General features: G+C 56.3%; 20 protein-coding genes and 1 tRNA gene. 19 read left to right on the forward strand and 2 right to left on the reverse strand.

The window, feature by feature from the left end; translation table 11 throughout:
* From K1Y02_06840 to K1Y02_06885, 10 genes are all read left to right on the forward strand, one after another.
* Positions 1-242: hypothetical protein (locus K1Y02_06840; GenBank protein MBX7256062.1), on the forward strand; the 242-nt coding region annotated here is incomplete at its 5' end.
* Between the two features lie 767 nt (positions 243-1,009).
* The gene (locus tag K1Y02_06845) at positions 1,010-1,834 is read left to right on the forward strand and encodes a DeoR/GlpR family DNA-binding transcription regulator (protein MBX7256063.1); all 825 of its coding nucleotides are present in this window, start codon (positions 1,010-1,012) and stop codon (positions 1,832-1,834) included.
* A gap of 85 nt (positions 1,835-1,919) precedes the next feature.
* Positions 1,920-2,144: a hypothetical protein gene (locus K1Y02_06850; protein ID MBX7256064.1), complete on the forward strand. Its 225-nt coding sequence runs from the start codon at positions 1,920-1,922 to the stop codon at positions 2,142-2,144.
* A gap of 67 nt (positions 2,145-2,211) precedes the next feature.
* Positions 2,212-3,543: a DUF2070 family protein gene (locus K1Y02_06855; protein ID MBX7256065.1), complete on the forward strand. Its 1,332-nt coding sequence runs from the start codon at positions 2,212-2,214 to the stop codon at positions 3,541-3,543.
* 32 nt (positions 3,544-3,575) lie between these two features.
* Complete coding sequence (locus tag K1Y02_06860) at positions 3,576-4,967, forward strand: MFS transporter (protein MBX7256066.1); 1,392 nt, start codon at positions 3,576-3,578, stop codon at positions 4,965-4,967.
* Between the two features lie 322 nt (positions 4,968-5,289).
* The gene (locus K1Y02_06865) at positions 5,290-7,329 is read left to right on the forward strand and encodes a hypothetical protein (GenBank protein MBX7256067.1); all 2,040 of its coding nucleotides are present in this window, start codon (positions 5,290-5,292) and stop codon (positions 7,327-7,329) included.
* An 11-nt stretch (positions 7,330-7,340) separates the two neighbouring features.
* On the forward strand, positions 7,341-8,744 hold the full coding sequence (locus K1Y02_06870; GenBank protein ID MBX7256068.1) for a glycosyl hydrolase: 1,404 nt from the start codon (positions 7,341-7,343) through the stop codon (positions 8,742-8,744).
* 134 nt (positions 8,745-8,878) lie between these two features.
* Positions 8,879-10,168 carry a right-handed parallel beta-helix repeat-containing protein gene (locus K1Y02_06875; protein MBX7256069.1) on the forward strand — a complete coding sequence of 430 codons (1,290 nt, stop codon included), beginning with the start codon at positions 8,879-8,881 and terminating at the stop codon, positions 10,166-10,168.
* 62 nt (positions 10,169-10,230) lie between these two features.
* Positions 10,231-11,688, forward strand: a complete 1,458-nt coding sequence (locus K1Y02_06880; protein MBX7256070.1) for an alpha-L-fucosidase — start codon at positions 10,231-10,233, stop codon at positions 11,686-11,688.
* Between the two features lie 165 nt (positions 11,689-11,853).
* A complete protein-coding gene (locus K1Y02_06885) occupies positions 11,854-14,034 on the forward strand; it encodes a hypothetical protein (GenBank protein ID MBX7256071.1) in 2,181 nt (726 codons plus the stop codon).
* 839 nt (positions 14,035-14,873) lie between these two features.
* Here the strand turns inward: K1Y02_06885 and K1Y02_06890 are convergent.
* Positions 14,874-14,950, reverse strand: a tRNA-Met gene (locus K1Y02_06890).
* A 159-nt stretch (positions 14,951-15,109) separates the two neighbouring features.
* Between K1Y02_06890 and acs the strand changes: the two genes are divergently transcribed.
* Positions 15,110-17,152: an acetate--CoA ligase gene (acs, locus tag K1Y02_06895; protein ID MBX7256072.1), complete on the forward strand. Its 2,043-nt coding sequence runs from the start codon at positions 15,110-15,112 to the stop codon at positions 17,150-17,152.
* Between the two features lie 298 nt (positions 17,153-17,450).
* Here acs and K1Y02_06900 read toward each other — a convergent pair whose 3' ends face one another.
* Positions 17,451-17,897, reverse strand: coding sequence for a transcriptional repressor (locus tag K1Y02_06900; protein ID MBX7256073.1), 447 nt, complete (start codon positions 17,895-17,897; stop codon positions 17,451-17,453).
* Positions 17,898-18,159: 262 nt separating this feature from the next.
* Between K1Y02_06900 and K1Y02_06905 the strand changes: the two genes are divergently transcribed.
* From K1Y02_06905 to K1Y02_06940, 8 genes are all read left to right on the forward strand, one after another.
* Entirely contained in the window at positions 18,160-19,563 is a 1,404-nt protein-coding gene (locus K1Y02_06905; protein ID MBX7256074.1) for a cytochrome B6, read from the forward strand.
* A 353-nt stretch (positions 19,564-19,916) separates the two neighbouring features.
* Positions 19,917-20,813, forward strand: coding sequence for an SAM-dependent chlorinase/fluorinase (locus K1Y02_06910; protein ID MBX7256075.1), 897 nt, complete (start codon positions 19,917-19,919; stop codon positions 20,811-20,813).
* Positions 20,732-21,484, forward strand: coding sequence for an endonuclease III domain-containing protein (locus K1Y02_06915; GenBank protein MBX7256076.1), 753 nt, complete (start codon positions 20,732-20,734; stop codon positions 21,482-21,484). Before K1Y02_06910 ends, K1Y02_06915 begins: the two co-directional genes overlap by 82 nt.
* Before the next feature lie 193 nt (positions 21,485-21,677).
* Positions 21,678-22,913 carry a radical SAM protein gene (locus tag K1Y02_06920; GenBank protein ID MBX7256077.1) on the forward strand — a complete coding sequence of 412 codons (1,236 nt, stop codon included), beginning with the start codon at positions 21,678-21,680 and terminating at the stop codon, positions 22,911-22,913.
* A 177-nt stretch (positions 22,914-23,090) separates the two neighbouring features.
* Positions 23,091-23,573 carry a four helix bundle protein gene (locus tag K1Y02_06925; GenBank protein MBX7256078.1) on the forward strand — a complete coding sequence of 161 codons (483 nt, stop codon included), beginning with the start codon at positions 23,091-23,093 and terminating at the stop codon, positions 23,571-23,573.
* Between the two features lie 22 nt (positions 23,574-23,595).
* Positions 23,596-24,531: a ribokinase gene (gene rbsK / locus K1Y02_06930; protein ID MBX7256079.1), complete on the forward strand. Its 936-nt coding sequence runs from the start codon at positions 23,596-23,598 to the stop codon at positions 24,529-24,531.
* A 1-nt stretch (position 24,532) separates the two neighbouring features.
* Positions 24,533-25,222, forward strand: a complete 690-nt coding sequence (gene rpe, locus K1Y02_06935; GenBank protein ID MBX7256080.1) for a ribulose-phosphate 3-epimerase — start codon at positions 24,533-24,535, stop codon at positions 25,220-25,222.
* Positions 25,223-25,234: 12 nt separating this feature from the next.
* Entirely contained in the window at positions 25,235-25,756 is a 522-nt protein-coding gene (locus tag K1Y02_06940) for a class IV adenylate cyclase (GenBank protein MBX7256081.1), read from the forward strand.
* Positions 25,757-25,926: the final 170 nt, after the last annotated feature.

Below are 25,926 nucleotides of genomic sequence, written 5' to 3' on the forward strand. Positions count from 1 at the left end.
TCGACGAGACTTCCGGCGACGTGACGACGCTGGAAGGAACAATCAACACAACGGCGAACACAGTCACGGTGACAACGCCGTCGTTTAGCGTGTTTGTCGTGGCGCAGAGCGGTGATCTGCCCGGCGTACCAATGAAACCGTGGACGGCAATGATGCTGGTACTCACTCTGATGGCGTCAGGCATCACATTCTTAAGGACTACGCGCGCATGCGAAAGGCGGGAGAAAAGTATCGCACGATAGACCGTATAGAATGGGCCAACATTCAAAATAGGACTTACCAGACTGTCTGCGGGAACTGACGTCGGCCAGCCGGATACCGTGGAGCCTTTTGGCTGTGAGAATCGTACAACAAAAGATGCAAGCGAATAACGGTGGAGAACTCAAGCGCCATTGCTAGACTCTTTGAAGCGGATCAATCACCGGCTCGTGAACCAGTAAGAAGTGGCAGTGAGTTGCTGATAACAAGTGGAATGAGGTGTACAGGTCGACGCGTCCAGGCGTGTGATTAATTGGACACAGAAAAGCACACGCTAACGTTCACGGTACACCAAGTGGGAAGTAACGCAAAGAAATCATAAGCGGCACGCACAACTCTGCGCGCCGTCTAAACTTAAATGGTAGGGGGGTAGGATTCATACCTGCGACCTTCGGTCTGTGATGATCTTAACCCGTTCCAGCACAAGTACTTGCAAAATACATAACTTGCAACAACCGAGCGAGACACACTCGCCCCTCACGACATGCCTATGTTAATCACTTTCACCAAGGTCGCCAATTTGCAGGTTTCAAACTGAGTATTGCCCAGTCTGTCGTTGGCCCCCGTAGAAGAGTCATGGACTCATGCCTGCTGTGCCTCGAGGGGGTCTTTACCTCCCAACGGTCTGTCCACACCTGTCTACGTGTTGAGCGATTTTAATCACTTTGGTGATTGATATTGACACGTTATGGCTTTATATATAGACTTCAATCAGTGTCGGTCATTCAAATTCAAACGCAGGGAAGTTTCCATGCTTCGACACGAGCGTCATAGGCATATCCTGGCATATTTGACCGAGCACGATGCGATGTCTGTGGAAACAGCGGTCCTGCTGCTCAAGACCAGTCCTGCCACTGTGCGACGCGATTTCAATGACTTGGCGCGCCAGCATTTGGCAGTCCGCACCCACGGCGGAATAGGTACGGCAAGGATCTCCACTGGCGACATGGTGCCCTTTTGGTGCCGTGAAGATCAGTACTCGAAAGAGAAGTCCGCGATAGCGAAGGAAACGGCCTCGCTCTTGAAGCCAAATGACATTGTCATGATTGATGGCGGGACTACGACCTTTTACTTGGCCGACCATCTTCCACAATTTCCACTTCGAGTAATTACAAATTCCATACGGTTGGCCGTGGCGATAGATGAGCGGTGGAGCAGCGACCCGGGACCTGAATTATTTCTTACAGGCGGTTATATCTACCCGCAGTCCGGTGTGCTTATCGGTCCTCAGGCGACCGCGTCATTCGCTCGGTACCACGCCGACTGGGCCTTCATGTCCGTAGGGGGCATTTGCTCCAGCGGCATCCATAACACGAACGAGTTCGTCGTTGAAAACCAGCTTGCCATGATCGAGAGAGCCGAACGCGTGATTATCATGGCGGATCATAGCAAGATTGGCTCCATGTCCATGTGCCGTGTCTGTGGATTGGACCGAATTCACACGCTAATCACGGACAGACACCCGTCGACGGTCTTCGCGCTGAAACAACTTGAGAGCGAAGGGCTTCGGATCATCACGGTAGAACCCGGTGCGCTTTCGAGTCGAGCGCGGATAGCAAGAGCAGCGGACAAGTAAAGCGTGCGCTATTGTGCCGCCTTGCATCCTTCCGAATTCGAAAGGGCATCGGATGGGTCCTGTGTAATCTCAAGGAGTGTGATTAATGCCCGAACATCCATATACGAAGCTGCTGGAAGAACTTGATGGTGCCTGCTACGTGCGATTCGACAAGCCGCGCAAGTTGGTCCTCGCGTGGAAAGGCCGTACGCGCGTCGAGGTCTACAACATGGAAGGGGCATGCGTGGATTTCTTTCGCGTGCCCGGAGATGGGCCTGTCGAGGTCGTTCAGGATGCCATCGAGGAATATATGGCCACTGACCAAACCTGAGCTAGAACACGAAGTACGGATGAAGCACTCCACGTAGTACCTATCGAATGCTCTGAGGAGAACGATTATGGAAGAAGCATGGGAAAGCCGAGCGCTTGACATGCGTGAGGCTGCCCGCGCTGCGAGCAGGAAACTTCGGGCGGAACTACTCATGCCGGGTTCGAGGGCAGATGTTCCTGCCGGGATGCGCGCCGGCGTGGCTACCGCGGATATCACCCCCGAAGGCCCAGTGTATTTGGACGGCTATTGGAGTGACCGGCTTTCGACTAGGGTCAATGATAGGCTCCAGGTTAAGGCAATGGTTATCGATGACGGCTATACGCGTGTGGCTTTGGTCGTCGTGGATCTAATCGCATACTTCTATCTCTGGGTCGAGCGTGTGCGTTCATTGCAGACATCCGTGTCGCCGCAGAATGTAGTGATCTGTACAACGCACACGCACAGCTGCCCCTGTATCCTGGGCATGTTTGGACCTCCGGGGGCCGTTGACCAAGCGTACGTTGACCGTGTCGGCGAGACCATCGCAAAGACAATTGACAAGGCGGCCGATCAACTTGTACCCGTCAAAATAGGGTTCGGTACAGCCAAGCTTCCGTTCGATGGAGTCGAGATTCCCTCGTTCGCGCGCAATTGGCATAACCCCGGTGTCATGGACACCGATGTGCTGCTGATGCGTGTTGTCGATGACGCATCGGATAAGGCTATCGCCAATGTGGTGAACCTCGGGAATCATCCCGATGTGCTCGGGGACCAATCAACCCTGGTTTCGGCCGACTTCTTTGCGTATGTGTACGACGACATTACGCGCGAACTCGGCGGAGAAACGCTCGTGTTCCAGCGCGCCCTAGGTGGGGTCGAGCCAATTCCACAAGGGGTAAACGAACCTGATGCCATGGAGCCGGCACTGCGCGCCGTCGCCGGAGTGGCCACCAGCGCCGTACTTCGTGCAGCCGGCGCACTTGAATGGTGCGTCCGGCCTCGCCTGACGTACCGTCGTGTGCCGACTGCTTTCCCCGTGACCTCCGGCGAGGTACTGAAGGCGCATGCGCTTGGGCTTTTGCCGGTGGACGCCGCCGATGGCGTGCAGCACAACGAAATGTGCCTGATCGAGATCGGTGCGGCGCAGTTCCTCACAGTGCCCGGGGAACCCCACCCGGAAGTCGTCTCGAAGCTAACAAGCATGATGCCGGCGAAGTATCCCTTCGTGGTCGCGATGGCCAACGACGAGATCGGCTATGTCGTCGCTCAAGAAATTTTCAATCGTGCAGGCATTCAGGAATTGCTGTCCGCAGGTTCAGACAACGAACGCGTGGTGTTGTCCGCGGCGCGCACCTTGTTAGGAGTTGATTCGCTGGTGACACCTGTCGAGCTACAACGATTGTGTGGAACGCACAAATGACTTCTTGGTCCGCCGATTAGGTTTTCAATGTGTTGAACAGCACGGAAAATACAGAGGACAGTGCGTCGGATGTTGTTCCGTGGAAGACCGGCCTGGCCTTCATGTTTGCGGCCGTGGCCGTTCAGTTGTCCATGGAATACATCAATCAGTATGGGCCCTACTTCCTGCACCCTCCGGATGGTACGGGGCGTACAGCCTATCTCGGGCTAAGTCTCATCGGGGTAGCATTCTTCGCAGGCCGCGCGCTGGACGCGCTCAGCGATATTTTTGTCGGCGCCTGGTCAGATGGCTGCCGGGAGGGACGGCGCTACGTCGGTATTCTTGGCCGGCGCCGCCCGTTTATTTTTTGGGGTTCCTTACCGCTCGTCGCGACCAGCATCCTGTTCTGGATGCCGCCAGACAATCATCCTTCCGCGGCAAACTTCATCCATGTAGCGGTACTGCTTCAATTGCACTGGACCGCGCTTACGCTCTGCGCCGTGCCGATGATGGCGCTTGTACCCGAAGTTGCGGCAACACCGCGCGCTCGCACACGGCTGGGCGCCTGGATCGGCGCCGGTACGACCATCGGTGTGCTCGCGGCTATTGCCCTTGCGGGCGAGGGCATCGCCGCTTTGGACTCGGCACGCCACACCGCGCAGGGCGGCTTTTCCGCGGTAGGCTACCAGTGCGTTGCGGCGATTCTCGCCGTGGTTTCTGTACTTGGCTTTCAGGGGCTCGTGTGGAGTGTGCGTGAGCCACTACGCTCTGGACCGCCGCCAACCGCGCTGGGCTGGCCTGTCGTGCGCGGCGCACTTCGCAATCGCATCTTTCTCAACTACCTGCTTGTCTTTGCGCTGTTCAATATTGGTTTTCTGGCCCCGCAGCGCGTTCTGCCCCATTGGATCGAAACCGCATTACGCGGGGACGAGGGGACGATGGCCGAGGTGATGGTACCGTTCATGATTACTTCGCTAGCCGCATCCGCGGCTGCTCCGCTGCTGTCCCGATGGTTCTCGACCCGCGGGGTCCTTTTCTCTGCCCTTGGTATAGTGACAGTCTCGCTGCCGTTCATGTATCCGATAGGCCATGCCGATGCCGATCCCCTAGTCAAGCTGCGCTGGGCGCAGGTCCTTTTCGCGTGTTCCGGCGTCGGCAACGGACTGCTTTACGTCGTTATCTTTCCGCTTATCGGCGCGATTGTCGATGCCGAGGAGCGGCGCACCGGAGCGCGAAACGACGCGGTGTACTTTGCGTTCAACAACATCACGTGGAAAGCGGGGATTGCCGTGAGCATTGTGCTTGCCACCTTCCTGCTCGATCGCTTTGGAAATGCCGTCGACCGCCCTGAGGGCATTTACCTCGTGGGGCCGATGGGTGGACTCTTTGGCCTCTTGGCCATCGCGACAGCATGGAAGTTTCCGGTTACGGACTCGAAGGGTTAGTGCTAGTGTGTAGATGGTTCTGCGGCAAGGTCCACGAGGCTGGTGAAAGACACCCGAGAGAAACGCACATATGGAAAGAAGAGAACTGCTACGAGGGATTGGCGCGACCGCGGTCATACTTGGTTCAGGAGGCATTGCCTTCGAGGCCGGGCAAAACGTTCGTGCAGCGGACCAAACACCGGCGCGGACATGGTCCCCATTTCTGAGGGCCCGTAGGATGGTCTCAAAGCGAAGTGAACCAGGAGGGCACGGAATGGGGTACGACGTCACGGCTGTGCCGGCAACTCGCCGTGACGCTAAATATGAAGGAAAACGCAGAGCCATGATTTCAAACGTATTTAAGACAGTTCTTGTATCGGGGTTTGCCATTCTTTCCTCGGCTGTAGCGGACAATCAGCATCTCGATATCGCAGGTATTTCCCTCACGCCGCACGTTATGGCGGATTCTATGCGGTACGCCAGGGATCCCGAGCCTGCGGTCGGTGCGCGAGTGCAATTGTTCCTGCGCAACGCGGGGACGACTGACGCCAAGACACTCGTCATTGACAAAGACTCCAGGGTATTGTTTGACGGCAAGGCTCCAGCGGAACTGCTTGATGCCCGTGCCTGGTCCTGGCACGACACGCCTTCAGCCAGGCCAAATGAAGAGACCGCGTTGCCACCGGGAGCGTTAACGGTTTGGACATTCAATAGCAGAACGGCCCGGTTCGGGCCCGGAGGTCGCGTGCCTCTTGAATTCGGGCCGGAAAATAGTCCGTGGCTCGCCAAGGAGTTGGCGCTCGATAAACCGGGCTGTTGGCTGTCCGCCGTAACTTTTCTCGGGCCGGATTCAAGTATTCAGCCCGACCAGATGATAGTCCACGTCGCCAACGCTTCGGATACGGCACTGGATATACGATCATGCCGTTTGTGGTTGCCTCCAGACCCGAAATCGCCCCGCGTGCTGCTTGCACAGGCTAGCCTGTCTCCTGAGAATTTCAACGGTCACACGACGATTCCGCCCGGTGACCGGGGCGGCTTTATGGTCAGGACGGGTCCACTTCCTCTCACTTACGCAGCGATAGAGGTTGAACTGGCACGCGCGGGAGGCGAGACTCTTTCCGTCTGGGCGTATCTACGAATCAAGCCAGAACGGTTTGACATCTCCGGCGGTTGGGTAAATGGCAATGGCAACCCGGTAACGCACGAGGTCTTCCTTAAGGCCCTCAAGCGACTCTATGTCAATACGGCCCATCTTCTGGTCACACCGGGGTACAGCGATACTCCTCTTTACGAGCGATATCCATTGAAGTATTTCGGAGCGATTAAACCCCTTGAGATCTATGACACAGACGCGATGCTCCCTAAGATTCATGGGGTCGAATTCCTGGGCGAGCCCCAATACGGCGGCGGCCGTCCCGTTCTGCCACAAGAAGTCTGGACCGAATTGCACCCATACACGACGACCCGACTGGCAACGACAGTAACGCACAGCGAAGAGCGAATATGGCGGGACTACGCGGGACTCAGCGACTTTCCGCACTATGATGCCTACCGGGTTACGGCGCCCTCGGCCGACGCGTGGCGCAAGTACGAACGATGGGGCAAAGATGTGAGGATAGGTTGGGGCGCACCCCTGGAGACAATTGGAGATATGTGCCGGTCCCTTCGTGAATTGAACCGGCCCATGCCGTGCGCCATATGGTCCCAGGGGCCGCACGAAGGCTGGGAACAGTACGGCGGACGAAAGCGGACCTCTCCGACCCCGGACGAGATTCGAATGCAGGCCTACCACGCCATCTCTACGCGGATCACATCCCTCTACTGGTTCAACTTGAGCTTAAAGACCTTGACGATGTGGCGCGACACCCTCGACGAAGTAGGCCGCATAGGGCGTGAATTGAGGATGATTGATGAATTCCTTCTTGAAGGAGATGCGTACCAGTTTGAACGGCTGACCCGTGGCAAGAAACCAGACTGGGACCTTGCATCGGTCTGCGGGCCCCGCGCGGCGCTTCTGTTCGCTCTGGACTTGGACTACGTTCCCGACCGGGACGAAAAAGTATTCAAATTCGGCGAACCGCGGAGTGCCAAATGGCGCTTCCAGTTGCCGACGTACTTCGGTGAAGTGAAGGACGTCTTTCGCCTGGACGCCGACGGGCTGTATGACACGAATTGGTCCCGCAAGGGCTCCGCGGTAGAGATCCGTGAGAAAGCGAGCCGTGCAGCCATTTATGTTGTGTCGCCGGACGCCAGCCTACGCTCCTCATTAGAGGCGAAGCGACAACGCCTCGTTGCGGCTGAGGATGCGCTGCAATTTGATCCTGCGCGAAATGACGCGGACTTTCAGCAGCTGGTCGAGTTGCTGCAGTCCTTGAAATAAAGGAGAAAGCCATGAAGCAAAATAGTTCGTGTAAATGGACTGCAGTAACGATTACGGCTGCGCTGCTCTTCTGTTTCTCCGCGTCCGCCGCTGATACTGTCCAAGTTGTGATGTCCAGCCAGGACGGTTCTAAGAGCCTGAGTTCAGAAAGCCCACTGCAATTGGGCAAGGCTCGAAGGACCAAGGATCCGGTTATAAAGGTGGACGTGTCGAAAAAGGGCCAGTCCATACTTGGACTTGGCGCCTCATTCGATCACGCAACCTGTGAGAATCTCTCGAAGCTCCCCCCCGAGAAGCGCGAAGAAGTCATCGAGAAACTGATGAGCCCGGAAACCGGCATCGGAATGAACCTCATGCGGGTATGTATCGGCACGTCTGACTTTGTCGGCGAACCCTACTACACCTACAACGATCTGCCGGAAGGAGAGACCGATCCGGAGCTCACGAAGTTCTCCATTGAGAAAGACCGCGCCTACATTCTCCCCGCCATAAAGATTGCTCAGCGGAAGAACCCCAACCTGCTGCTTTTCGGTTCCCCGTGGAGTCCTCCTGCGTGGATGAAGACGTCAGGCAAGTTGGAGACCGGCAGTGTTAAGCCAGAGTGTTACCCGGCGTTTGCCAAATACCTGCTCAAGTTCATCCAGGCCTACGAGGCCGAGGGTATTCCCATGTACGCGATCACGCTGCAGAACGAGCCTCGCATGTCCCACAAGGGCTATCCCACCACGCTGTGGACTGGCGAGGAAGAGCGGGACTTCATCCGTGACCATCTTGGCCCTCTCTTCAGACAGAACAACGTGAAGACGTTGATCTGGTGCTGGGACCACAATTGGAACCGTCTCGATTTTCCGCGCGCCATTCTGTCCGATCCGCTGGCGGCGCAATATGTGGATGGCACCGCATTTCACCACTACGAGGGAAAAGTGGAGGCTCAATCGGCCTTCAAGTCCGAATTTCCGGATAAGCACATTTATTTCACCGAGGGCTCCGTCTTCCGAGCCAACGGCGCAATACGCCTGACTCAGATACTGCGCCACTGGTCTCGTTCGTATAACGCTTGGGTAATCATGCTTGATGAACACCAGAAACCCAACCGAGGTCCGCACCGGGCCAGCCCCACGTGCATAGAACTCCTGGACGATGGGTCGGTCCGGTACAACTTCGACTACTACATGCAAGGCCAGTTCATGAAGTACATCCACCGCGACGCGGTCCGCGTGGAATCCTCGCTGCCTGATATTCGTACATTCAGTAACGTGGCATTTGTGAATCCAGATGGCCGCGTGGTGTTGGTTGCTGCAAACTCGGCCACTACGTCGCAGGCCTTTGCAGTAGTCTGCAACGGAAAGTCATTCAAAGCAGAACTCCCGCCGTCGTCGGTGGCGACGTATATGTGGAATGTCGAAGATCGATAGGCGGACTCCGAACTCGGGAATACCAGAATAAACGCTGACGTGCGCGTTCCGGCAGAACCGGTACTCGGCCCCGTATCGGTAGTTGACCCGGACCTGCAAACCGAAGACTCCGAGGAGCAACAGATGGGGAGTAAATGGCGTTGAGAACAAAATTGGGTCTGGTCATCGCGGCGGTTTATGTGTTGACTGTTCAGGCGGAGGTTCCGCCAGGCAACGAGTCCGCCAGACGCAGTCATCCGGAAAACGACCTGCTTGCGCATCCCTCGATACGCATTACGGTGGGACTTCGCGCGGCAGACATCGTCGGTGACGACAATCGTGCAATTCAGGCTGCGGTAGACTATGTGGGCCAGCTCGGCGGGGGGACTGTCGAAGTCGGCCCCGGCGAGTATTGGATGCGCGACTCGTTACATATGCGTACGGGAGTTACCCTGCGGGGAGCCGGCGATAAGACCGTGCTGAAGAAGTGTGACGAGGTGCGCAGCCTACTGTCGGCTGACGGCGATTTCGGCGAGTATGCAGTAACGGTTCAGAATCCTGACGGTTTCGAGGTCGGCTATGGCATTCACGTCGCCACAAAGCGCGTCAACGGCTTTCATACGATATGTGCGACGATTCTGAACAAGAAGGACAACTATCTAACCTTGAGCCGTCCGCTCAATGCGGACTGCATGATAGCCGACGATGCCTACGCAGCGACTATTTTCCCTGTCATCAGCGCTTACCACGTGGAGGACTTTCGAATCGAGAATCTCACCGTTGACGGCAACCATGTAAAGAATGGCCGCATAGACGGGTGCCGGGGAGCGGGAATCTTCTTCTATCAGGGACATGGCGGCGTGATGGAGGGCTGCACTGTCCGTGGTTATAGCGGAGACGGCATCAGCTTCCAGCAGTCCAACGATGTGCAGGTTTTGAACTGCGTCGTTGAGCGTTGTACCGGTGGCGGTATTCATCCCGGAAGCGGTTCGCAGCGGGCGGTCGTGCGCGGTTGCAGGTCTCGGCACAACGGGGCGGACGGCTTCTTCTTCTGTTGGCGCGTACGCGACGCGGTGGTCGAAGACAATGAGTTCTGTAACAACGGCGCAACGGGCATTTCCATCGGCCACAAAGACACAGACAACATCATCCACCGGAACATCATCTCGAACAACGCGCAGGGGGGCGTCCTCTGGCGCGACGAAACAGAACCGATGGCGGCGCACAATATCACGTTCACGGAGAACATAGTACGCAACAATCGCCAGGTCGGTCTGAATATCGAAGGCACGACAAACGGCACCGTCATTCGTGGGAATACCATCGAGTGCGATGACCCGAAGGACGCGGGCATCCGCATCGGCGAAAAGGCGGGAGACGTCACGCTTGACGACAATCGCATCAAAGCGGTCAAGCCGTTGCTCGACGAGCGCCGTCGACGATAGCGGCCAGTTATCGAGAGGCATCCATTGACCGAGAACCTGACGGAGATTGATTCTTGAGGCTCATGATGAGGAGTACGCTAATCCAACTCACAATCGCCCTGAGCTGCCTGACTTTGTCCGTATTGGGCCAGGAAAAGAACTATGTTCCGGTCAAGGACACAGTTGTCGCTGAAAAGATTAAAAAATGGCAGGACCTGAAGTTTGGACTCTTCATGCATTGGGGACCCTATTCGCAATGGGGCACGGAAGCATCTTGGACCATTTGCCCGGGTGACTGGCCCTTCCGGTTCAATGACCGGAATTTAGAGGACTATTTCGCGTACTTGAAGGACTACGAAAACCTTCCGAAGACCTTCAATCCGCTTCAGTTCGATCCGGAGCGGTGGGCGAAGGCAGCCAAAGAAGCGGGCATGCGCTATGTCGTCTTCACGACCAAACATCACGACGGGTTCTGCATGTATGACACTGCGGAGACCGATTACAAGATAACCGGCACGTCATGCCCATTCTCGGTTAATCCCAAAGCAGACGTGACAAGGGAAATTTTTAACAGCTTCCGGAAAGAAGGTTTTTGGATTGGAGCGTACTTCTCGAAAGCCGACTGGCACAGCAATGATTATTGGTGGAGGAGGTTTCCTCCATATGACCAGAACGTGAATTACAATCCGGCGGATTACCCTGAACGCTGGGATCGTTTTGTGCAGTTCACCCACCGGCAGATACTTGAGATCCTCAGCAAGTACGGACCTGTCGATATCCTCTGGCTCGATCCGCAGGACGTACAAAAACGAAGCCGCGAGGAATTGGAGGCGTACTACAAAAAGTGCGTGACCAGCGACAACGGATTCGTCAAGGCCCGCCAGGTGAATCAGGACCTGGGCATGGATGAACTGGTGGCGAAAGCAAGAGCCATTCAGCCATCGCTAATTGTTGTTGACCGGTTTGTTGGAGGCGCGCACGAGAACTATATCACGCCAGAAAACACAGTCCCTGAAAAGGCACTCGACTTTCCCTGGGAATCCTGCATCACCAGCTGCAATAGCTGGAGCTATATGTTCAATGCAGAATACGTGAGCGGCTTCGAAGTAATTCACAAGTTGGTTGATATTGTGGCCAAAGGAGGCAACCTGCTGCTGAACATTCCCCCCAGCCCTACCGGAACTTGGGACGACCCGATATATGTGATGCTCAGGGAAGTTGGCGACTGGATGAAGGTGAACAATGAAGCCATTTACAGCACACGCTCGCTTCCCCCTTACGTAGATGGAAAACTTCGCTTCACACAGAAAGCGGATGGGAAGAGATTCGTTATCTATCTACCCGATAAGGACGAACACGTTATTCCACGGGAAATCAGGATCGCTGATTTCCCGCTGGCTTCCGGCGCGAGAATTTCGGTTTTGGGCGGCCCAGAGACCGTCTCCTGGAGTCGAGAAGGTAACGCTGTAACCATCGCAATTCCCGAATCCCTGTCGGCGAATCCTCCTTGCTTACACGCGTGGGTCTTCAAGGTGGACTGAGAGGATTGCGGAGTCCCTCCAGAAGGGGGATACCGTATACCTGATAAACGATAGTCGTTAACCGTACTGCTTGTTGGGCAAGTCAGATGCGGAGCGATACACAACAAGCTGCAACATGGTGGCAAAAAGGCACTGAAACGAATGAAAGTCAAGCCAGAATCACCCATGAGTGCCCTCGCCCTGTGGCTCGCCATGCTCGTCGGATGGGGCCTGGCCGTCCCGACGCTCGCTGCCGACGATCCGCCGTGGTTCAGCCGCGCATTGGTTGGCTTGGAGGTCGGCCCAACCGGTGCGCAGTTCGCAGGCGGCGAGCATGCGCCGGATTATGCCCGCAACTTCAATGGCGCGGAAATCGTTCGTCACAGCGTGGCGGCGCACGCCGATTACCTTGTGCTGTGGGTTAGGGACAGCGATTTCACGTTTCATAGTTCCGGACTGGTTACAAAGCCGGTTGGGCTCGGCGAACGCGATGTGTTGCGCGAGGCGGTTGACGAGGCCCGCAAACATCAGTTGCCCATTATCGCCTACTGTCAGCTTCAGTATCCCGCCCACGAACTGCGTCAGCATCCCGAATGGAAAATGCGTCAGGCGGATGGCAAACCCATTGACCATCTTGTCTGTTTCAACTCGCCCTACGCGAATGTCGTCAAGGACCTGTTGGCCGAAATCATGAGCTACGGCATCGCCGGCTTCCACCTCGATATGGTGGATCAGGGTTTCGGTCCGCCGCACGGTTGCTGGTGTGAGTATTGCCAGAAGCGTTTTCAGGCCGACTACGGGCGTCCTATGCCTAAGGAGATAAACTGGGGTGATGACGACTGGGATCGGATGCTGCAGTTCCGATATGCGACGAGCGATCGGTTTGAGAAGATGCTGACCGAACACATCCGCCGCCTCAACCCGCGCGTGACGGTCGACTTCAATTACCACGGCAACCCGCCCTTTTCGTGGGAAGTGGGCCAGACTCCCGTGGTGCATGCAGGCAATGGCGATTTCGTGACTGGCGAAGCGGGACTCTGGGCCTTCGGCGCTCTGTCGGCCAGCTTCAACGCCGAATGGTATCGCGCGGCCACTCCCGGCAGGCCGTTCCAAGTCGCCGTGCAGCGCGGCGTGCGCATGTATCACGACCAAACCACCCGCCCGCTAAATGACATGCGCTGGGAGTTGTTCACGCTGCTTGCGCATGGCGCGTTCGTCACGATGATTGACAAGACGGCCTACGACGGCTCGCTCGACCCGGTGGCCTATGACCGTATCGGTGCGCTACTCGGCGAAGCGCAGTCTAAACGGAACGAATTCGGTTACGCGCCCCTCCGTGAGGTCGGCATTTACTTCAGTGCACGGTCCCGTGACTGGATCGGACGTGACAAACCCGCGACGTGGTTCCAGAGCGTCCAAGGCGCGCACAAGGCGTGCGTATACGAACATCTCGGATTCGGTTTTCTGTTCGATCAGAATCTGACCCTCGAAGGCTTGAAGCAATTCCCGGTTGTATGTCTGCCAAACGCCGGAATCCTCACGGAACCCGAAGTAAACCTGTTCAGGCGCTATGTGCAGGAGGGGGGCAATCTAATCGTCACGGGCCAGAGCGGACAGTTCGATCGCATGGGCAGGCCACTGGCAGCCTCGACGCTGGAGGAGTTGATCGGGGCGAAGGTAGAAGGTCGGCTCGAAACCTCGGACAACTGGATGCGGTTCGCGAACGGGACTGAGGCGCCGCCGGAGCTGACCGCCGGACTTCCTCCTGACTGGCCCTTTCTGGTCTGTGGCCCGGCCACTCTGTACGAGCCAACCACCGCGACCTCTGTTGGCGATTTGCTCGATTCCCATCGCGTTTCACTCGCGAAGCCCGAGGGCTACAACGCTGACTGGCCGCTCAGCGCGCGAAAGGTTGTTGGCCCTGCCGTTCTCGTGAATTCCGTCGGCAAGGGTGTGGTACTCACCTTTGCGGGCTCACCCGATTTTGCGACTGCCGGAGAACATCATATCGTCGAGACCAGAAAGTTGTGGGCAAATGCCGTGCGGTTCCTGAATCCCGCTCCACGCGTCCGGATCGAGGCTCCAGCCAACGTGGAGGCGGTTGTGACGGATGATCTGGAGACGCGGACGCTGCGCATCCATCTCATTGCCTACAACGCGACGCCTCAAACGACGCCGGTCAAGGAACGGCCCTACGTTCTGCCCGGCCTTATCGAGGATACGCCCATGTTCCGGGCCGGCATCGAACTTCGCGATGGTTTGAAGAGGGCGAGGGCTCTGAATCGAACGTCACAGATCAAACAGCGTGGCAACCGAGTGGAACTCATCGTCTCAGATATCCACGAAGTCATCAATTGCAGGTACTAGAGTTGGTCGGCGCTTCGAGTGCCGTTTACGCGATTCCGGCTAACACAGGCAGAACTTATCATCACGTAGCGCGGCCTGGACGGACCGACGCAGTTGTTGCCTGTTCTCTCTAAGTTCGTGCAGACCGCTGACCGGCAATGGGGGGAGGCGAGCATCGCCATGCTCCAGGATCAACTCCGCGCGCTTGAAGAGGAAGTCCGGGCCAATGGGTGGGTGTGGCAGGATGCCGAACCCACGGCCTTCATACCGGTGTACCGCAAGTACCTCATCGCGGGCGGCCTCATGACGTAAAAAGATCCCTGTTTCAAGGATCACTGCCTCTACGATTGCTGCAACCTCCACATCTGGGGCACTAAGCCAATCGAATGGCGCGGGCCCTGCCATCGCTCTATGCCCGAGGCATTGGCTAAGGGATGGGCAGCGAAATGGTAGTCAGACATTCCCGAGGCCGAGCATTGCACGAAGTACTCCGGGCAGGTCTGTGAGGATTTCTGGCTCGTGAGCGGCATTTTCCGCGACGTGTACCCATGTTCTCCTCTCAACGTGCACATCCGCGATAGGACGTTAGCAAAAGTAGCCGAGTTCGCCGTATCGCATATGGATAGCCCTAGAGACCGCTGCTTGCCACCGACGTAGTAGCAGGCTTAATACACGCAAATCGTTTTCAGAGAGAGGCCGTGACACTCATTCCTTCTTGTCGGAGCCCAGATTGTGTGGCGAACTCTCTCTTTCGGCGGCAGGAAGGGCGGATGCGATTCACAAGTATCACATTAAGTATCATACCGGCCATTTCGGGCATAAAAAAAGGACTTACGCTAGCGTAAGTCCTCGACTTGTAATGGTAGCGGGGGTAGGATTCGAACCTACGACCTTTGGGTTATGAGCCCAACGAGCTACCAGACTGCTCCACCCCGCGTCAGATTGAAGAGCTAGTATAGCAATCGAAAACGGCTAAGTCAAACTTCGAGCGCACATTTCTTGAACCACCACAATTCGCTGATCTCTGCATGCGATGGATTGCTCCCAGAGATAGACGCGTAAAACAAAATTGACACGGCACGGCGCAAATGAAAGAATGTCGCCGGTCTGTCTGCAAGGTGGTCGGAATCCCCGCGTCTGGGCGGGGAGTATCCATGCTGTGGGAGGTAATACAGCCGTGAGTGTTGCCATTGATCATGTCCTGGTGGAGAATCGTCATTTCGAGCCCAGCACCGAATTCTCCAAGAAAGCCAAAGTCCGCTCGTCCGAAGAATATGAGCGGATGTACCGCGAATCCATCGAAGATCCCGAAGCATTCTGGGGAAAGGCCGCGTCCGAACTTCATTGGTTCAAGAAGTGGAAGCGTGTACTAAACGACGACAATGCCCCCTTCTACAAGTGGTTTGAAGGTGGCAAAACGAACGTGTCCTACAACTGCCTCGACGTGCATTTGAAGACGTGGCGCAAGAACAAGGCCGCGATCATCTGGGAAGGCGAACCCTACGGGCAGCGGACAATTCTTACGTACCGCGAGTTGCACCGTCAGGTCTGCAAGTTCGCCAACGCATTGCGCGGTCTCGGCGTGAAACCCGGCGACCGCGTCGCCATTTATCTGCCCATGATTCCGGAGTTGGCGATCGCGATGCTGGCCTGTGCGCGAATCGGCGCAGTCCATTCAATCATCTTCGCCGGATTCAGCGCGAGCGCGTTGGTGGACCGCATCAATGACGCCGGCGCGAGCGTCGTGATCACGTCCGATGGCGGATATCGCCGCGGACAAGTCGTCGAACTCAAGAAGGCCGTCGACGAAGCGCTTCTGAAGTGTCCGACGGTCGCGCGCGTCATCGTCGTTGAACGCACGCACACACCGGTTCAGATGGTCCACGGTCGCGACATCTTCTGGCACGAGATCATGCTCATGCCTTCGGATGTGTGCCCGCCGGAAGAACTGGATGCGGAACATCCGCTGTACATTCTGTACACGTCCGGTTCGACAGGAAAACCAAAAGGCATTCTGCACACCACGGGCGGATACATGGTCGGAACGTATCTCTCTTCAAAGTACGTATTCGATCTTCGTGAAGAGGATACGTTCTGGTGCAGTGCGGACATCGGGTGGGTTACCGGTCACAGCTATGTGATCTACGGCATCCTCACCAACGGCGCGACGACCGTCATGTACGAAGGTGCGCCCAACTATCCGACACCTGACCGGTTCTGGCAAATCATCGAGCGCTACCAAGTCACCGTGTTCTATACCGCGCCTACCGCCATTCGCGCGTTTTCGCGCTGGGGTGAAGGTTGGCCCGCGAAACACGACTTGAGCAGTCTGCGTTTACTTGGCACCGTGGGTGAACCAATTAACCCCGAAGCCTGGATGTGGTATCACAAGTACATCGGCAACGAGCGCTGTCCGATTGTCGATACGTGGTGGCAAACCGAAACCGGTAGCATCATGATCACAACACTCCCCGGCGCCATGAGTGCAAAGCCTGGCTCAGCGGGACGCCCGTTCTTCGGCGTAAAGCCGATGATAGTCGACGAAGAAGGCAACGAAGTTGACCATTCGCACAGCGGCCTTCTGGTGCTGACAGGACCGTGGCCCGCCATGCTGCGCACGCTTTACCATGCGGATGACCGCTTCAAGGATGTCTATTGGTCGAAGTTCGCCAAACAAGGTTGGTACTTCACGGGTGACGGCGCCTACGTTGACGAAAACGGCTACTACATGATCATCGGTCGCATTGATGACGTGATCAACGTTTCGGGACACCGTCTAGGTACGATGGAAATCGAATCGGCCCTCGTGTCGCATCCTATGGTCGCGGAAGCGGCCGTTGTGGGTTACCCGCACGAGATCAAAGGGCAGGGTGTCTGCGCGTTCGTGTCGGTGCCCGTCGGTACAACTCCAACGGAACGCGACAAAGATACACTCCGGGAACACGTGGCGAAGGAAATCGGCGCGATTGCCAAGCCCGACCAGATTCGTTTTACGGATGCGCTGCCCAAGACGCGATCGGGCAAGATCATGCGTCGTCTGCTGCGCGATGTGGCTGCGGGCCGCGACACAAGCGGCGATACCACCACCCTGGAGGATTTCAGCGTATTGGCGAAGCTGCGAGAAGATCAGGAAGGGTAGTCCGCAATTTGCACCGGCGCGATTGAGCGCCGACGCAAATTGCTCGCGTGCAAGACTTTGAGGTCATGCCATGAGGATTTCACAAGAACACACTCTGTTTTCGGAGAACAGCTTTGTTTTTCGTCGCAGGTCTCGCAAACACACCGGTTACGAGAGAGGTTCAAGTGTGTTCGTGAGAAATCCGGGGTAGAGGCTAATACTTCAACTACGATGGGAAGGCTTCCTCTAGTAGGGATGTCTTCCCTTTTCGTTTTTCGGTCGCGGATAGAGGTAAAGGTGGACCCTTTTACGCGCCAGCCTACTTGTGCGCGCAACGCGAGCAGAGTCCGCGTATCTCCACGTGAATGGACTTCACCGAGCACCCCGGCAGTACTTTGTCTGTCACGTGAAGCTTGCCGACCGCCTCGGAGGAGACATCCGCAACACTGCCGCACGAGGTGCACACGAAGTGGTGGTGAGGATCTGGATTTGCCTCATAACGGGCGGGCCCAGGCAGCGATCCCACACGCGATATCAACTTCTTTTCTTCTAACAGGCCCAGTGTCCGATACACGGTATCGAGTGAAATGCTCGGCATCTTCTTGCGCACGCGACGGTGAACCGTCTCGGTGTCGGGATGCGTATCGAGGCCCATCAACTCTCGAAAGATCTCAATCCGCTGCGGAGTCACCCTGACGCCCGCGTCTCTGCACGCTTCCATGAAGCGCGTCATCATCTGTTTGGAATCGATCGTCTCGTTTCTCATAGTCACCCTGCAAATCGCAAATTACGTGCTTCTCGAATGAACAGGTTTCACGGTCCCCCTTGGGCGTTGAGAGTTCTCAGCGCGACCGGACCAGCCTGCCTACATCCTAACTATACCCTATTTGTGTCCGAAAGCGACAGCCGTTCTTGAGGCGGAATTCTTCTTGACAAGGGGTAATTCTTATTGTAGGGTATTTCATAGATAAGAACAATTCTTATCTCGTGTTGCAGGGCAATCCATAAGACTGAGGGAGGAATGGTCTATGCAAACCAAGAAATGGCGCCTGCTCGGAAGCGTCGTTTTCGGGGCTGTAGTGGCCTCAAGTCCTGCGTTGTGTGCCAACGCGCAGGACGCCAAGAAGCCGACCAGCTATTCACCGGTGGTGATTCATGAACCCTTCGACTCCGTCGTGAAACGCATGTCGGAGAAGAAACCGGAGATCGAGAAAGCTCACAAAGAGTTTCTGGAATCGAGATACGACCTGAGCGATCGCCCCAGCGCCACCGCAAAAATGTCGCGTGGCAAACCCGTTCAAGAAGGCGTGCGCGTCAAACTGCCTGCTGGCGTCACCTGGAACCAACTGGCGAAGATGAAGCCCGAGACGATCAAGGAGAAGGGGCTCTTCCCCGCAGGTCTGCTTCCCCTGTCGCATCCGAATCACGCCGAGGGTGGCATGGTGTTTCCTCAGCACCATATCGATGAGATTAACAAACAGGAAGGCCGCGATCTCACACGCTTCGACCTTGACTTCGATCTCCCCACACAGTTCCTTCCTGAATATCCTCCAGCGATCTACCTCGTGACGCGTCCCGACCTCGGCGACGTTTCCCAAGGCAAAGTAGTCACGGGAATGAACTACTTCGAACTGTTCGACGGGATTCTGAACCCAAAACAGTTGGAAGGCTTGCGACTGCTGGTCACTCCGTTCACGCAACAACAATTCAATCTGACGGATGATCGCCGCTCCTTGAAGCCTAGCCGCGGTGTTACCTGCTTCGACTGTCATGTCAACGGCCATACCAATGCCGCGACACACTTGGTCGGTGACATTCGCCCTCAGGAATTCCGTCACCGCATTGATACCCCATCGCTCCGTGGCGTAGCGACTTCGCGCCTCTTCGGCTCCCAGCGCGCCTTGCGCTCTATCGAAGATTTCACCGAATTTGAGCAGCGCGCCGCTTATTTCGACGGCGACCCCGTGACTGCAACCAAGAAGGGCGTGAACATCCTGGAGCGTGGTAGTCAGGTGCACTTCATGGCCGAATTCGAGTCCATACTCGATTTTCCGCCCGCGCCCAAGCTTGATGTGTTCGGCAGACTCGACCCCTCAAAAGCGACGGCCGCGGAGAAGCGCGGCGAAAAGCTCTTCTTTGGCAAGGCGAAATGCTCCGAATGCCATCCCGCGCCTTACTACACAGACGGCCAGATGCACAACCTTCAGACTGAGCGCTTCTACAAGGAGCAAATGCTCAACGGGCGTTTGGCAAGCGCGGACGGAGCTATCAAGACCTTCACCTTACGCGGCATCAAAGATTCACCGCCCTACTTACACGATGATCGCTTGCTCACGCTGGCAGACACCATGGAATTCTTCAATCTTGTCCTGGGTTTGCGGCTCAGCGAGCAAGAGAAAGCCGACATTGTCGCATTCATGCTGACACTCTAGCCTGAATCCCCTCCATCGCGACCGCGCCGGAGTCTTCCCTTGGGAGGCTCCGGCGCTCTCTTGATTCGCAGGAATGGAACCTTAGGCCCGCTCAGGGGTTTAATAAATACGAAGGGGTTGCGTGTCGGCTTTGCTTAGACCTACTGAGCAGGTGCGTGCCATCCCAAAAGTAACCGCTCCGTGAGCGAAGAATAAAGTCCTCTGCATACCAGGCTTTTGGATTGCTCACGGAGCGGTTCTCAGTTTTCACACCCCCTAGACACCCATTGTCATTTCCCAAGTTGCACACTTTGCATCGCACAACGGCACCGGGTATGCTCCTTCCCGACAACCTCTTGGAGACACTGCAAGCCATGTACACAAGCACACGCTCTGCCGCCGTTTTGTGTTTAGCTCTGCTCGGTATTGCCGCAATGCCGGCGTATGCTGAGGACGTTTTACGTCCTTCCGGGCACGTGATTCTGTTGACAGACTACGGTACCGACTCGGTCTATGTTGGCATCATCAAAGGGGCGGTCTACTCCAAGTTTCCAGAGGCTAAAGTCGATGAGATCACCAATGGCATACCTCCGTTCGACATAACCACCGGCGCCTATCTACTCGCTGAAGCGGCGGGCGAATACCCCAAGGGAACGGTCTTCTGCTGCATCGTGGACCCCGGCGTGGGAACGGAGCGCAAGGCTATTGCGGTAGAAACCAATGCCGGCTATTTCTTCGTCGGGCCCGATAATGGCATCCTCACGCTAGTTGCCGAGAAGTTCGGTGTGAAAAGCGTTCGTGAATGCACCAACACCGCATTATGGCGCTCCGGAGTCACCTCCACGGTCTTTCATGGTCGCGACATCTTCGGCCCAGTCTCCGCCTCCCTCGCAAAAGGAATACCGCTTGTCGATGTCGGCGAAAAACTAGAATCGATAACCAAACTCGAATTGGAGCACAGCCGCGTGGAAGGAGACACAGCCCACGGTTCTGTCATGCGGGCCGATCCCTACGGCAATCTTGTGACTACAATCACATCGGTCGACTTCGAGAATCTCGGCATCAAAGAAGACGACAAACTTGAAGTCACCATTGGAGATGCGACCTATACCGCCCCCCTCGCGAAGACCTACGCAATGGTCCCAGAAGGAGAACGCTTGGTAGTCGTCCAAAGTTCCGGCTTCATCGAATGCGCAATCAACAAAGGAAGCTTGGCCGATACTATCAAGCAAGGCGCGAAAGCTCCCGTCGCCATCAAGAAAGCTCCGTGAAAAAGGAACTTGCCGACATCTACCGCCGGCTCTCGGAACACTACGGTCCGACGCATTGGTGGCCGGGGGATAGTCCGTTTGAGATTGCCGTGGGGGCGGTGCTCACGCAGAATACCGCCTGGACCAACGTCGAGCGCGCTATCGTGAACTTGAAGCGCGAGCGTTTGCTGAATCCCAAGGCAATTCTGGAGAGCTCTGACGATCTCTTGCACGAGGCCCTGCGGCCCTCCGGGTACTTCCGCGTAAAGACAATCCGGCTTCGCAGCTTCTGCCGCTATCTCATCGAGCAATACAAAGGCAGCATGGCGCGCATGGCCAAGCAGCCTCTCGAGGTTCTGCGCAAGGAACTGCTGGCGGTCGACGGTATCGGTCCCGAAACCGCCGACGACATTCTCCTGTACGCGTGCAACAAACCCATTTTCGTCGTCGATGCCTATACCCGACGTATCCTTAGCCGTCACGGGTTGGTGCCCGCCAAGGGCGATTACCACGATTTACAGCGGGTCTTTCATCAGAACGTCCGGGCGGATGTTCACGTCTATGGCGAATACCACGGCCTCATCGTATTTACGGGCAAAGACTTCTGCCGCCGGAACCCGAAATGCGAAAACTGTCCATTGTCTCCAACCTTGAAGCCTGGCCAGCCTATCCTGGTCCATCCCCATCGCTAAGTCTTGACGTGTTTGGGTCTTGACCTCCAATTCGAGTAAGATAAGCGCAACGCTTCGCCTATGTGAAGTCTCCCGTTTGCCGGGGGAAATACCACTTCATCGCGGATTGTTGCCCCTACGCGACGGTCGGGGCCTTTTTGAGTCTGCATCGCCGCAAAAACTTGGTGATACACGGACATACCAAGGAGTTCACATGACGTCTGATGACCCCATCAAGAGAGGGACGATAACCCGCCTCTATCAGGGACTCACTCGTCTGTATACGGAGATACCGTTCCGGCTTTTCCGGGAAGGCAGGTCGCTTCCTCCGCTTCATTACTACATGGAAGTTACGCGGCGCTGTAATCTCCGCTGCAAGATGTGCCAGTACATCGACTGGCTGGAGAATGTCCCCACCAAGGTCCAGGCCGACGGCGAGTTGACGACCGAAGAGTGGCTCAACGTCATCGATCAAACGAGCCGCTTCAGCATCATCACGTTTACGGGCGGCGAAGTGTTTGTTCGCAAAGATTTCATGCAAATCTTCGAGCACGCGTGCTCCAAGCGGCGCGTCCATTTCATTTCCAATGCGACGATGCTCACCGAAGAGCGAGCGAAGCGTTGCGTGGAACTGGCTGCGCGCCGTTTAGGCGGACGTGGATTCTTCTTCGCGGGCATTTCCCTGGATGGCACACGCGATATTCACGATTCCATTCGTGCTCAGAAAGGCGCTTTCGACCGAAGCACGACCGGGGTGCGCGCCCTGTCACGGTACCGGGACGAGATGCGGAAGACCTGCCCGAAGATTCACATTAACACGGTTATCCAGGAGGCAAATCTCGACTGCCTTCCGGAGATGCCGAAGATTGTGAAGGATCTGGGCGCGGGAATCCTCAATCTGCTTACAGAAACGAGAATCCACGACATCCCCAACCTGGGATATGTGGATCCGTCGACTATTGGGCGCGGCGATTTCCAGCAACCGGTGATTGACCGCAAACGGCTCGACACGGTACTGCGCGCGACTCTCCGCGAGGCCGAAAGGGCCGGAATTGAAGTTCGCATGCCGCGTATGCCGTACAACGAAGTGCTCAACCACTATGATCAGGGCTACAATCTACGAGAGTTCGGCTGCCGCGCAATCTGGTCGTCTCTTACGATCGGTTCAAAAGGTGGCGTGTACCCGTGCTGGATTCTCAAAGTCGGAAATGTGCGCACGAACTCGTTGAAAGAGATTAATAACAATCCCGCGATTCGCGATTTCCGGCTCCGCCGCAAAACGGGTGGATTTGCCGTTTGCCGAGGTTGCTGCGAAATCGAATACACCGGTAAAGTAACCGAGTCTCACGTGACGCCGCTTCCCGTTCCGCCTCCATCGGCTGCGGAAGATGACGGAACGGGCTCGAATTCTGGTCAGGGCCGTGAATCCGAGACTTTGGTGACCAAGTAGGCGGTGGTGAGCAACGATTGTGTTGAGCGTTCAATAGAAGTATTTTAGGTAGTCGAGAAGAGATGCCTCGCAAGCCTGCGCGCTAAGCCAGGCGACGCCCGGACACTGAATGCTGCGGAAAGCAGACTGTTCTGAAGCGCAGGAAGTACTTGCGAGGACATCAGGTTAGAAAGTCCAATGCTGGATACAACACGTAAGTCACGCACGTTTGAAATCGAAACGGTCAGTTTCGAACACGAATCCCTTCCCGCTTATCAGGCTGCTCTAGGATTCGTCCGCTGGGTCTCAGGGCTGGGTAATAGTCTCGGCGCGGGAATTCCTGATGCGTGGTACCGCATACTGCGCTCGAGCCAAGCTATCCCGCCAACCATCGCGGAAGGACTCGGCCGCAAAACCATTGCCGAATCCATCAAGTGCTACGAAATGGCACACGGGTATGCATTGGAATGCGCTGCGTCTCTGGATGTGCTCGTAGCGGCGGGCGGGTGCGTGCCCGAACAAATCATGGGGGGAAAGCAGATTCTTACGCGAATCGTGTCGCACCTCAAAGACATGATCGAAAATGCCCAAGCCTCCGAGATTCCTCTGGGACAAGAGGAAGAAGAGGTTGAAGTCATTTACCACGGATCCCTGCCTGAAGACAGCGAACACGCCATCTGATTCAATGGGGGAAATGGGCGTCATGAGCAATACAGGATCGCCATCTGTACTTGTAGTGGGGGGGGTGAACATCGATCTCGTCACACGCGTGACACGGTGTCCCAAACCCGGCGAAACCGTCATTGGGAGATCCTTCGAGACTATCCCCGGCGGCAAAGGCGCGAATCAGGCCGTCACTGCGGCACGGCTCGGTGCGAAAACGTGGCTTGGCGGATGCGTCGGAGCCGATTCTTTCGGCGAATTGCAGCGCAATTCCTTAAGTGCAGAAGGCATCGATCTGACGTACCTCAAGACCCATGACACCGATCCCACGGGTACCGCCATCATCTTTGTTGCCGAAGAAGGCGAGAACGTGATTGTCGTCGTGCCTGCGGCCAATTTCGGGTTGCTTCCTGCGGACATCGAAGCAATGGCAGGTCTGTTTACAAAGCTCGATGCTGTCGTCATGCAGTTGGAGTCCCGCATGGAAACTGTGGAGGCGACCCTGAAGGCCGCCAGGAAAGCAAGTGTATTGTCCGTGCTCGATGCGGGCCCCGCCCAGAAGGTGCCTCAACAAATCCTGGAACTGGCCGATATAGTCTCACCCAATGAAACCGAGGCCGAGGCCATCACGGGTTTGAAAGCAAACACATTGGAGGAGGCTCGCAAGTGCGCGGGCCGGCTTATTGAGACCGGGGCGAGAGAGGTCGTCCTGAAGCTGGGCGCGAAGGGCGCCCTGTACATGTCCATCGACGAGTGGTTTCACGTGCCGGCCTTCGAGGTCAACGCCATTGACACGGTTGCCGCCGGCGATGCGTTCACTGCCGCGCTGGCCGTGGCTTGGCGGAAGATGCACCGTAGGGATGCTATTCGCTTTGCCAACGCGGCCGGCGCGTTGGCAACACTTACGCCCGGTGCGCAACCTTCCATGCCGACCTTGGCCGCTGTCGAAGCATTTCTTCGCGAAAGGACGTCTTAGCTTGAAACCCAACGAACTGAAATATGCCCCGTCCCTTATGTGCGCCAACTTCCTTCGCTTGGAAGATGACATCAAAGCGTTGGAGGCCGGCGGCTGCGACGAACTGCACTTCGACATCATGGACGGCTCGTTCGTCCCCAATATCACCTTGGGCGAAGACTTCGTGCGAGCCGTTCGGCGCGCAACCAAGTTGCCATTCCACGGCCATCTCATGATCCAGCATCCGGAACGCTACGTGAACCGGTTTGTCGATGCCGGGTGTACGATTGTAAGTATTCATGTTGAAGCATGTATCCATGCGCATCGCGTGCTCGATCAAATTCGCGCGGCTGGCGCATCTCCGTGCATTGCGATCAATCCCGCCACGCCTCTGACCAAGCTGGAATTCCTGCTCGACAAAGCCGACCGTGTGCTCGTCATGACCGTAGACCCGGGGTTTGCCGGACAGCGCATCATCAATGGGGCCTACGAGCGCGTCAAGATTCTTCGCGAGAACATTGAATACCGGAAGCTTAAGGTCGACATCGAGGTCGACGGCAACATTGATATTCAAAACGCCGCCATACTCGCAAATCTCGGCGCGCGCGTGTTTGTGCTGGGTTCTTCCAGCATCTTCAAAGGCAATGGAAGTCTGGAGAAGAGTCTCCCTGAATTTCGGTCTGCAGTCGATCTCCGTCGTCAGCAAGTGTAGGTATAGCCAACTATGAGAAACATCGAGTTGAAGGCCCGCTGCGGGAGCCAAGCACAAGCGCTCCGTGTCTGTGAGTCTATCCACGCCGAACCCCAAGGCGAACTCCATCAGGTCGATACCTATTTCGGCGTAGACAAGGGCCGTCTTAAACTCAGGGAATGCTCGCCCGACGCCGATCACCTCGTGTTCTACCGCAGACCGGACGACCTCCACGCGAAAGCCTGCGACTACCTCATCACTCCCGCGCAGCAGGGACTCAAAGAACTTCTCGCGGAAGCCTTTGGTGTGGTTGGCGTAGTGGTGAAGACGCGCAAGCTCTGGCTTTGGAAGAACGTTCGTATTCATCTCGATTCTGTCGAGTACCTCGGAAACTTCATCGAATTTGAAGCCGTTCTCTCCGACGAGTTCGATGATGCCGATGGCAGCCAGAAAGTCGCTTGGTTGAGCGAACAATTCGGCATTCGTGAGTCGGACTTGCTTCCGAGTTCGTACATCGACCTCCTTCAAGTCCAGACTGCTTTGTCTCTCCGATAAATCTTGCCTGTTCCACGGACGCATCGAGCCACGAGGCGACTTGACTGATCCCGCGCTACCTGTCTAAAATCCGCTGCCTCTGATGGGGAGTAGCTCGCGGGCGTTTCTTGTCGCCCGTATTGTTACGGCGTCGTCAGCACGGACTCGGGTTCACCTGGCGAGGATGAACC

The organism is Candidatus Hydrogenedentota bacterium, assembly GCA_019695095.1.
GTDB lineage: Bacteria > Hydrogenedentota > Hydrogenedentia > Hydrogenedentales > SLHB01 > JAIBAQ01.

Excerpts from the sequence above, each read along its gene's own strand:
- K1Y02_06845 (MBX7256063.1), top strand. The coding sequence starts at position 1,010 with ATGCTTCGACACGAGCGTCATAGGCATATCCTGGCATATTTGACCGAG.
- K1Y02_06850 (MBX7256064.1), top strand. The coding sequence starts at position 1,920 with ATGCCCGAACATCCATATACGAAGCTGCTGGAAGAACTTGATGGTGCC.
- K1Y02_06855 (MBX7256065.1), top strand. The coding sequence starts at position 2,212 with ATGGAAGAAGCATGGGAAAGCCGAGCGCTTGACATGCGTGAGGCTGCC.
- K1Y02_06865 (MBX7256067.1), top strand. The coding sequence starts at position 5,290 with ATGATTTCAAACGTATTTAAGACAGTTCTTGTATCGGGGTTTGCCATT.
- K1Y02_06870 (MBX7256068.1), top strand. The coding sequence starts at position 7,341 with ATGAAGCAAAATAGTTCGTGTAAATGGACTGCAGTAACGATTACGGCT.
- K1Y02_06875 (MBX7256069.1), top strand. The coding sequence starts at position 8,879 with ATGGCGTTGAGAACAAAATTGGGTCTGGTCATCGCGGCGGTTTATGTG.
- K1Y02_06880 (MBX7256070.1), top strand. The coding sequence starts at position 10,231 with ATGATGAGGAGTACGCTAATCCAACTCACAATCGCCCTGAGCTGCCTG.
- K1Y02_06885 (MBX7256071.1), top strand. The coding sequence starts at position 11,854 with ATGAGTGCCCTCGCCCTGTGGCTCGCCATGCTCGTCGGATGGGGCCTG.
- acs (MBX7256072.1), top strand. The coding sequence starts at position 15,110 with ATGTCGCCGGTCTGTCTGCAAGGTGGTCGGAATCCCCGCGTCTGGGCG.
- K1Y02_06900 (MBX7256073.1), bottom strand. The coding sequence starts at position 17,897 with ATGAGAAACGAGACGATCGATTCCAAACAGATGATGACGCGCTTCATG.
- K1Y02_06905 (MBX7256074.1), top strand. The coding sequence starts at position 18,160 with ATGCAAACCAAGAAATGGCGCCTGCTCGGAAGCGTCGTTTTCGGGGCT.
- K1Y02_06910 (MBX7256075.1), top strand. The coding sequence starts at position 19,917 with ATGTACACAAGCACACGCTCTGCCGCCGTTTTGTGTTTAGCTCTGCTC.
- K1Y02_06915 (MBX7256076.1), top strand. The coding sequence starts at position 20,732 with ATGCGCAATCAACAAAGGAAGCTTGGCCGATACTATCAAGCAAGGCGC.
- K1Y02_06920 (MBX7256077.1), top strand. The coding sequence starts at position 21,678 with ATGACGTCTGATGACCCCATCAAGAGAGGGACGATAACCCGCCTCTAT.
- K1Y02_06925 (MBX7256078.1), top strand. The coding sequence starts at position 23,091 with ATGCTGGATACAACACGTAAGTCACGCACGTTTGAAATCGAAACGGTC.
- rbsK (MBX7256079.1), top strand. The coding sequence starts at position 23,596 with ATGAGCAATACAGGATCGCCATCTGTACTTGTAGTGGGGGGGGTGAAC.
- K1Y02_06940 (MBX7256081.1), top strand. The coding sequence starts at position 25,235 with ATGAGAAACATCGAGTTGAAGGCCCGCTGCGGGAGCCAAGCACAAGCG.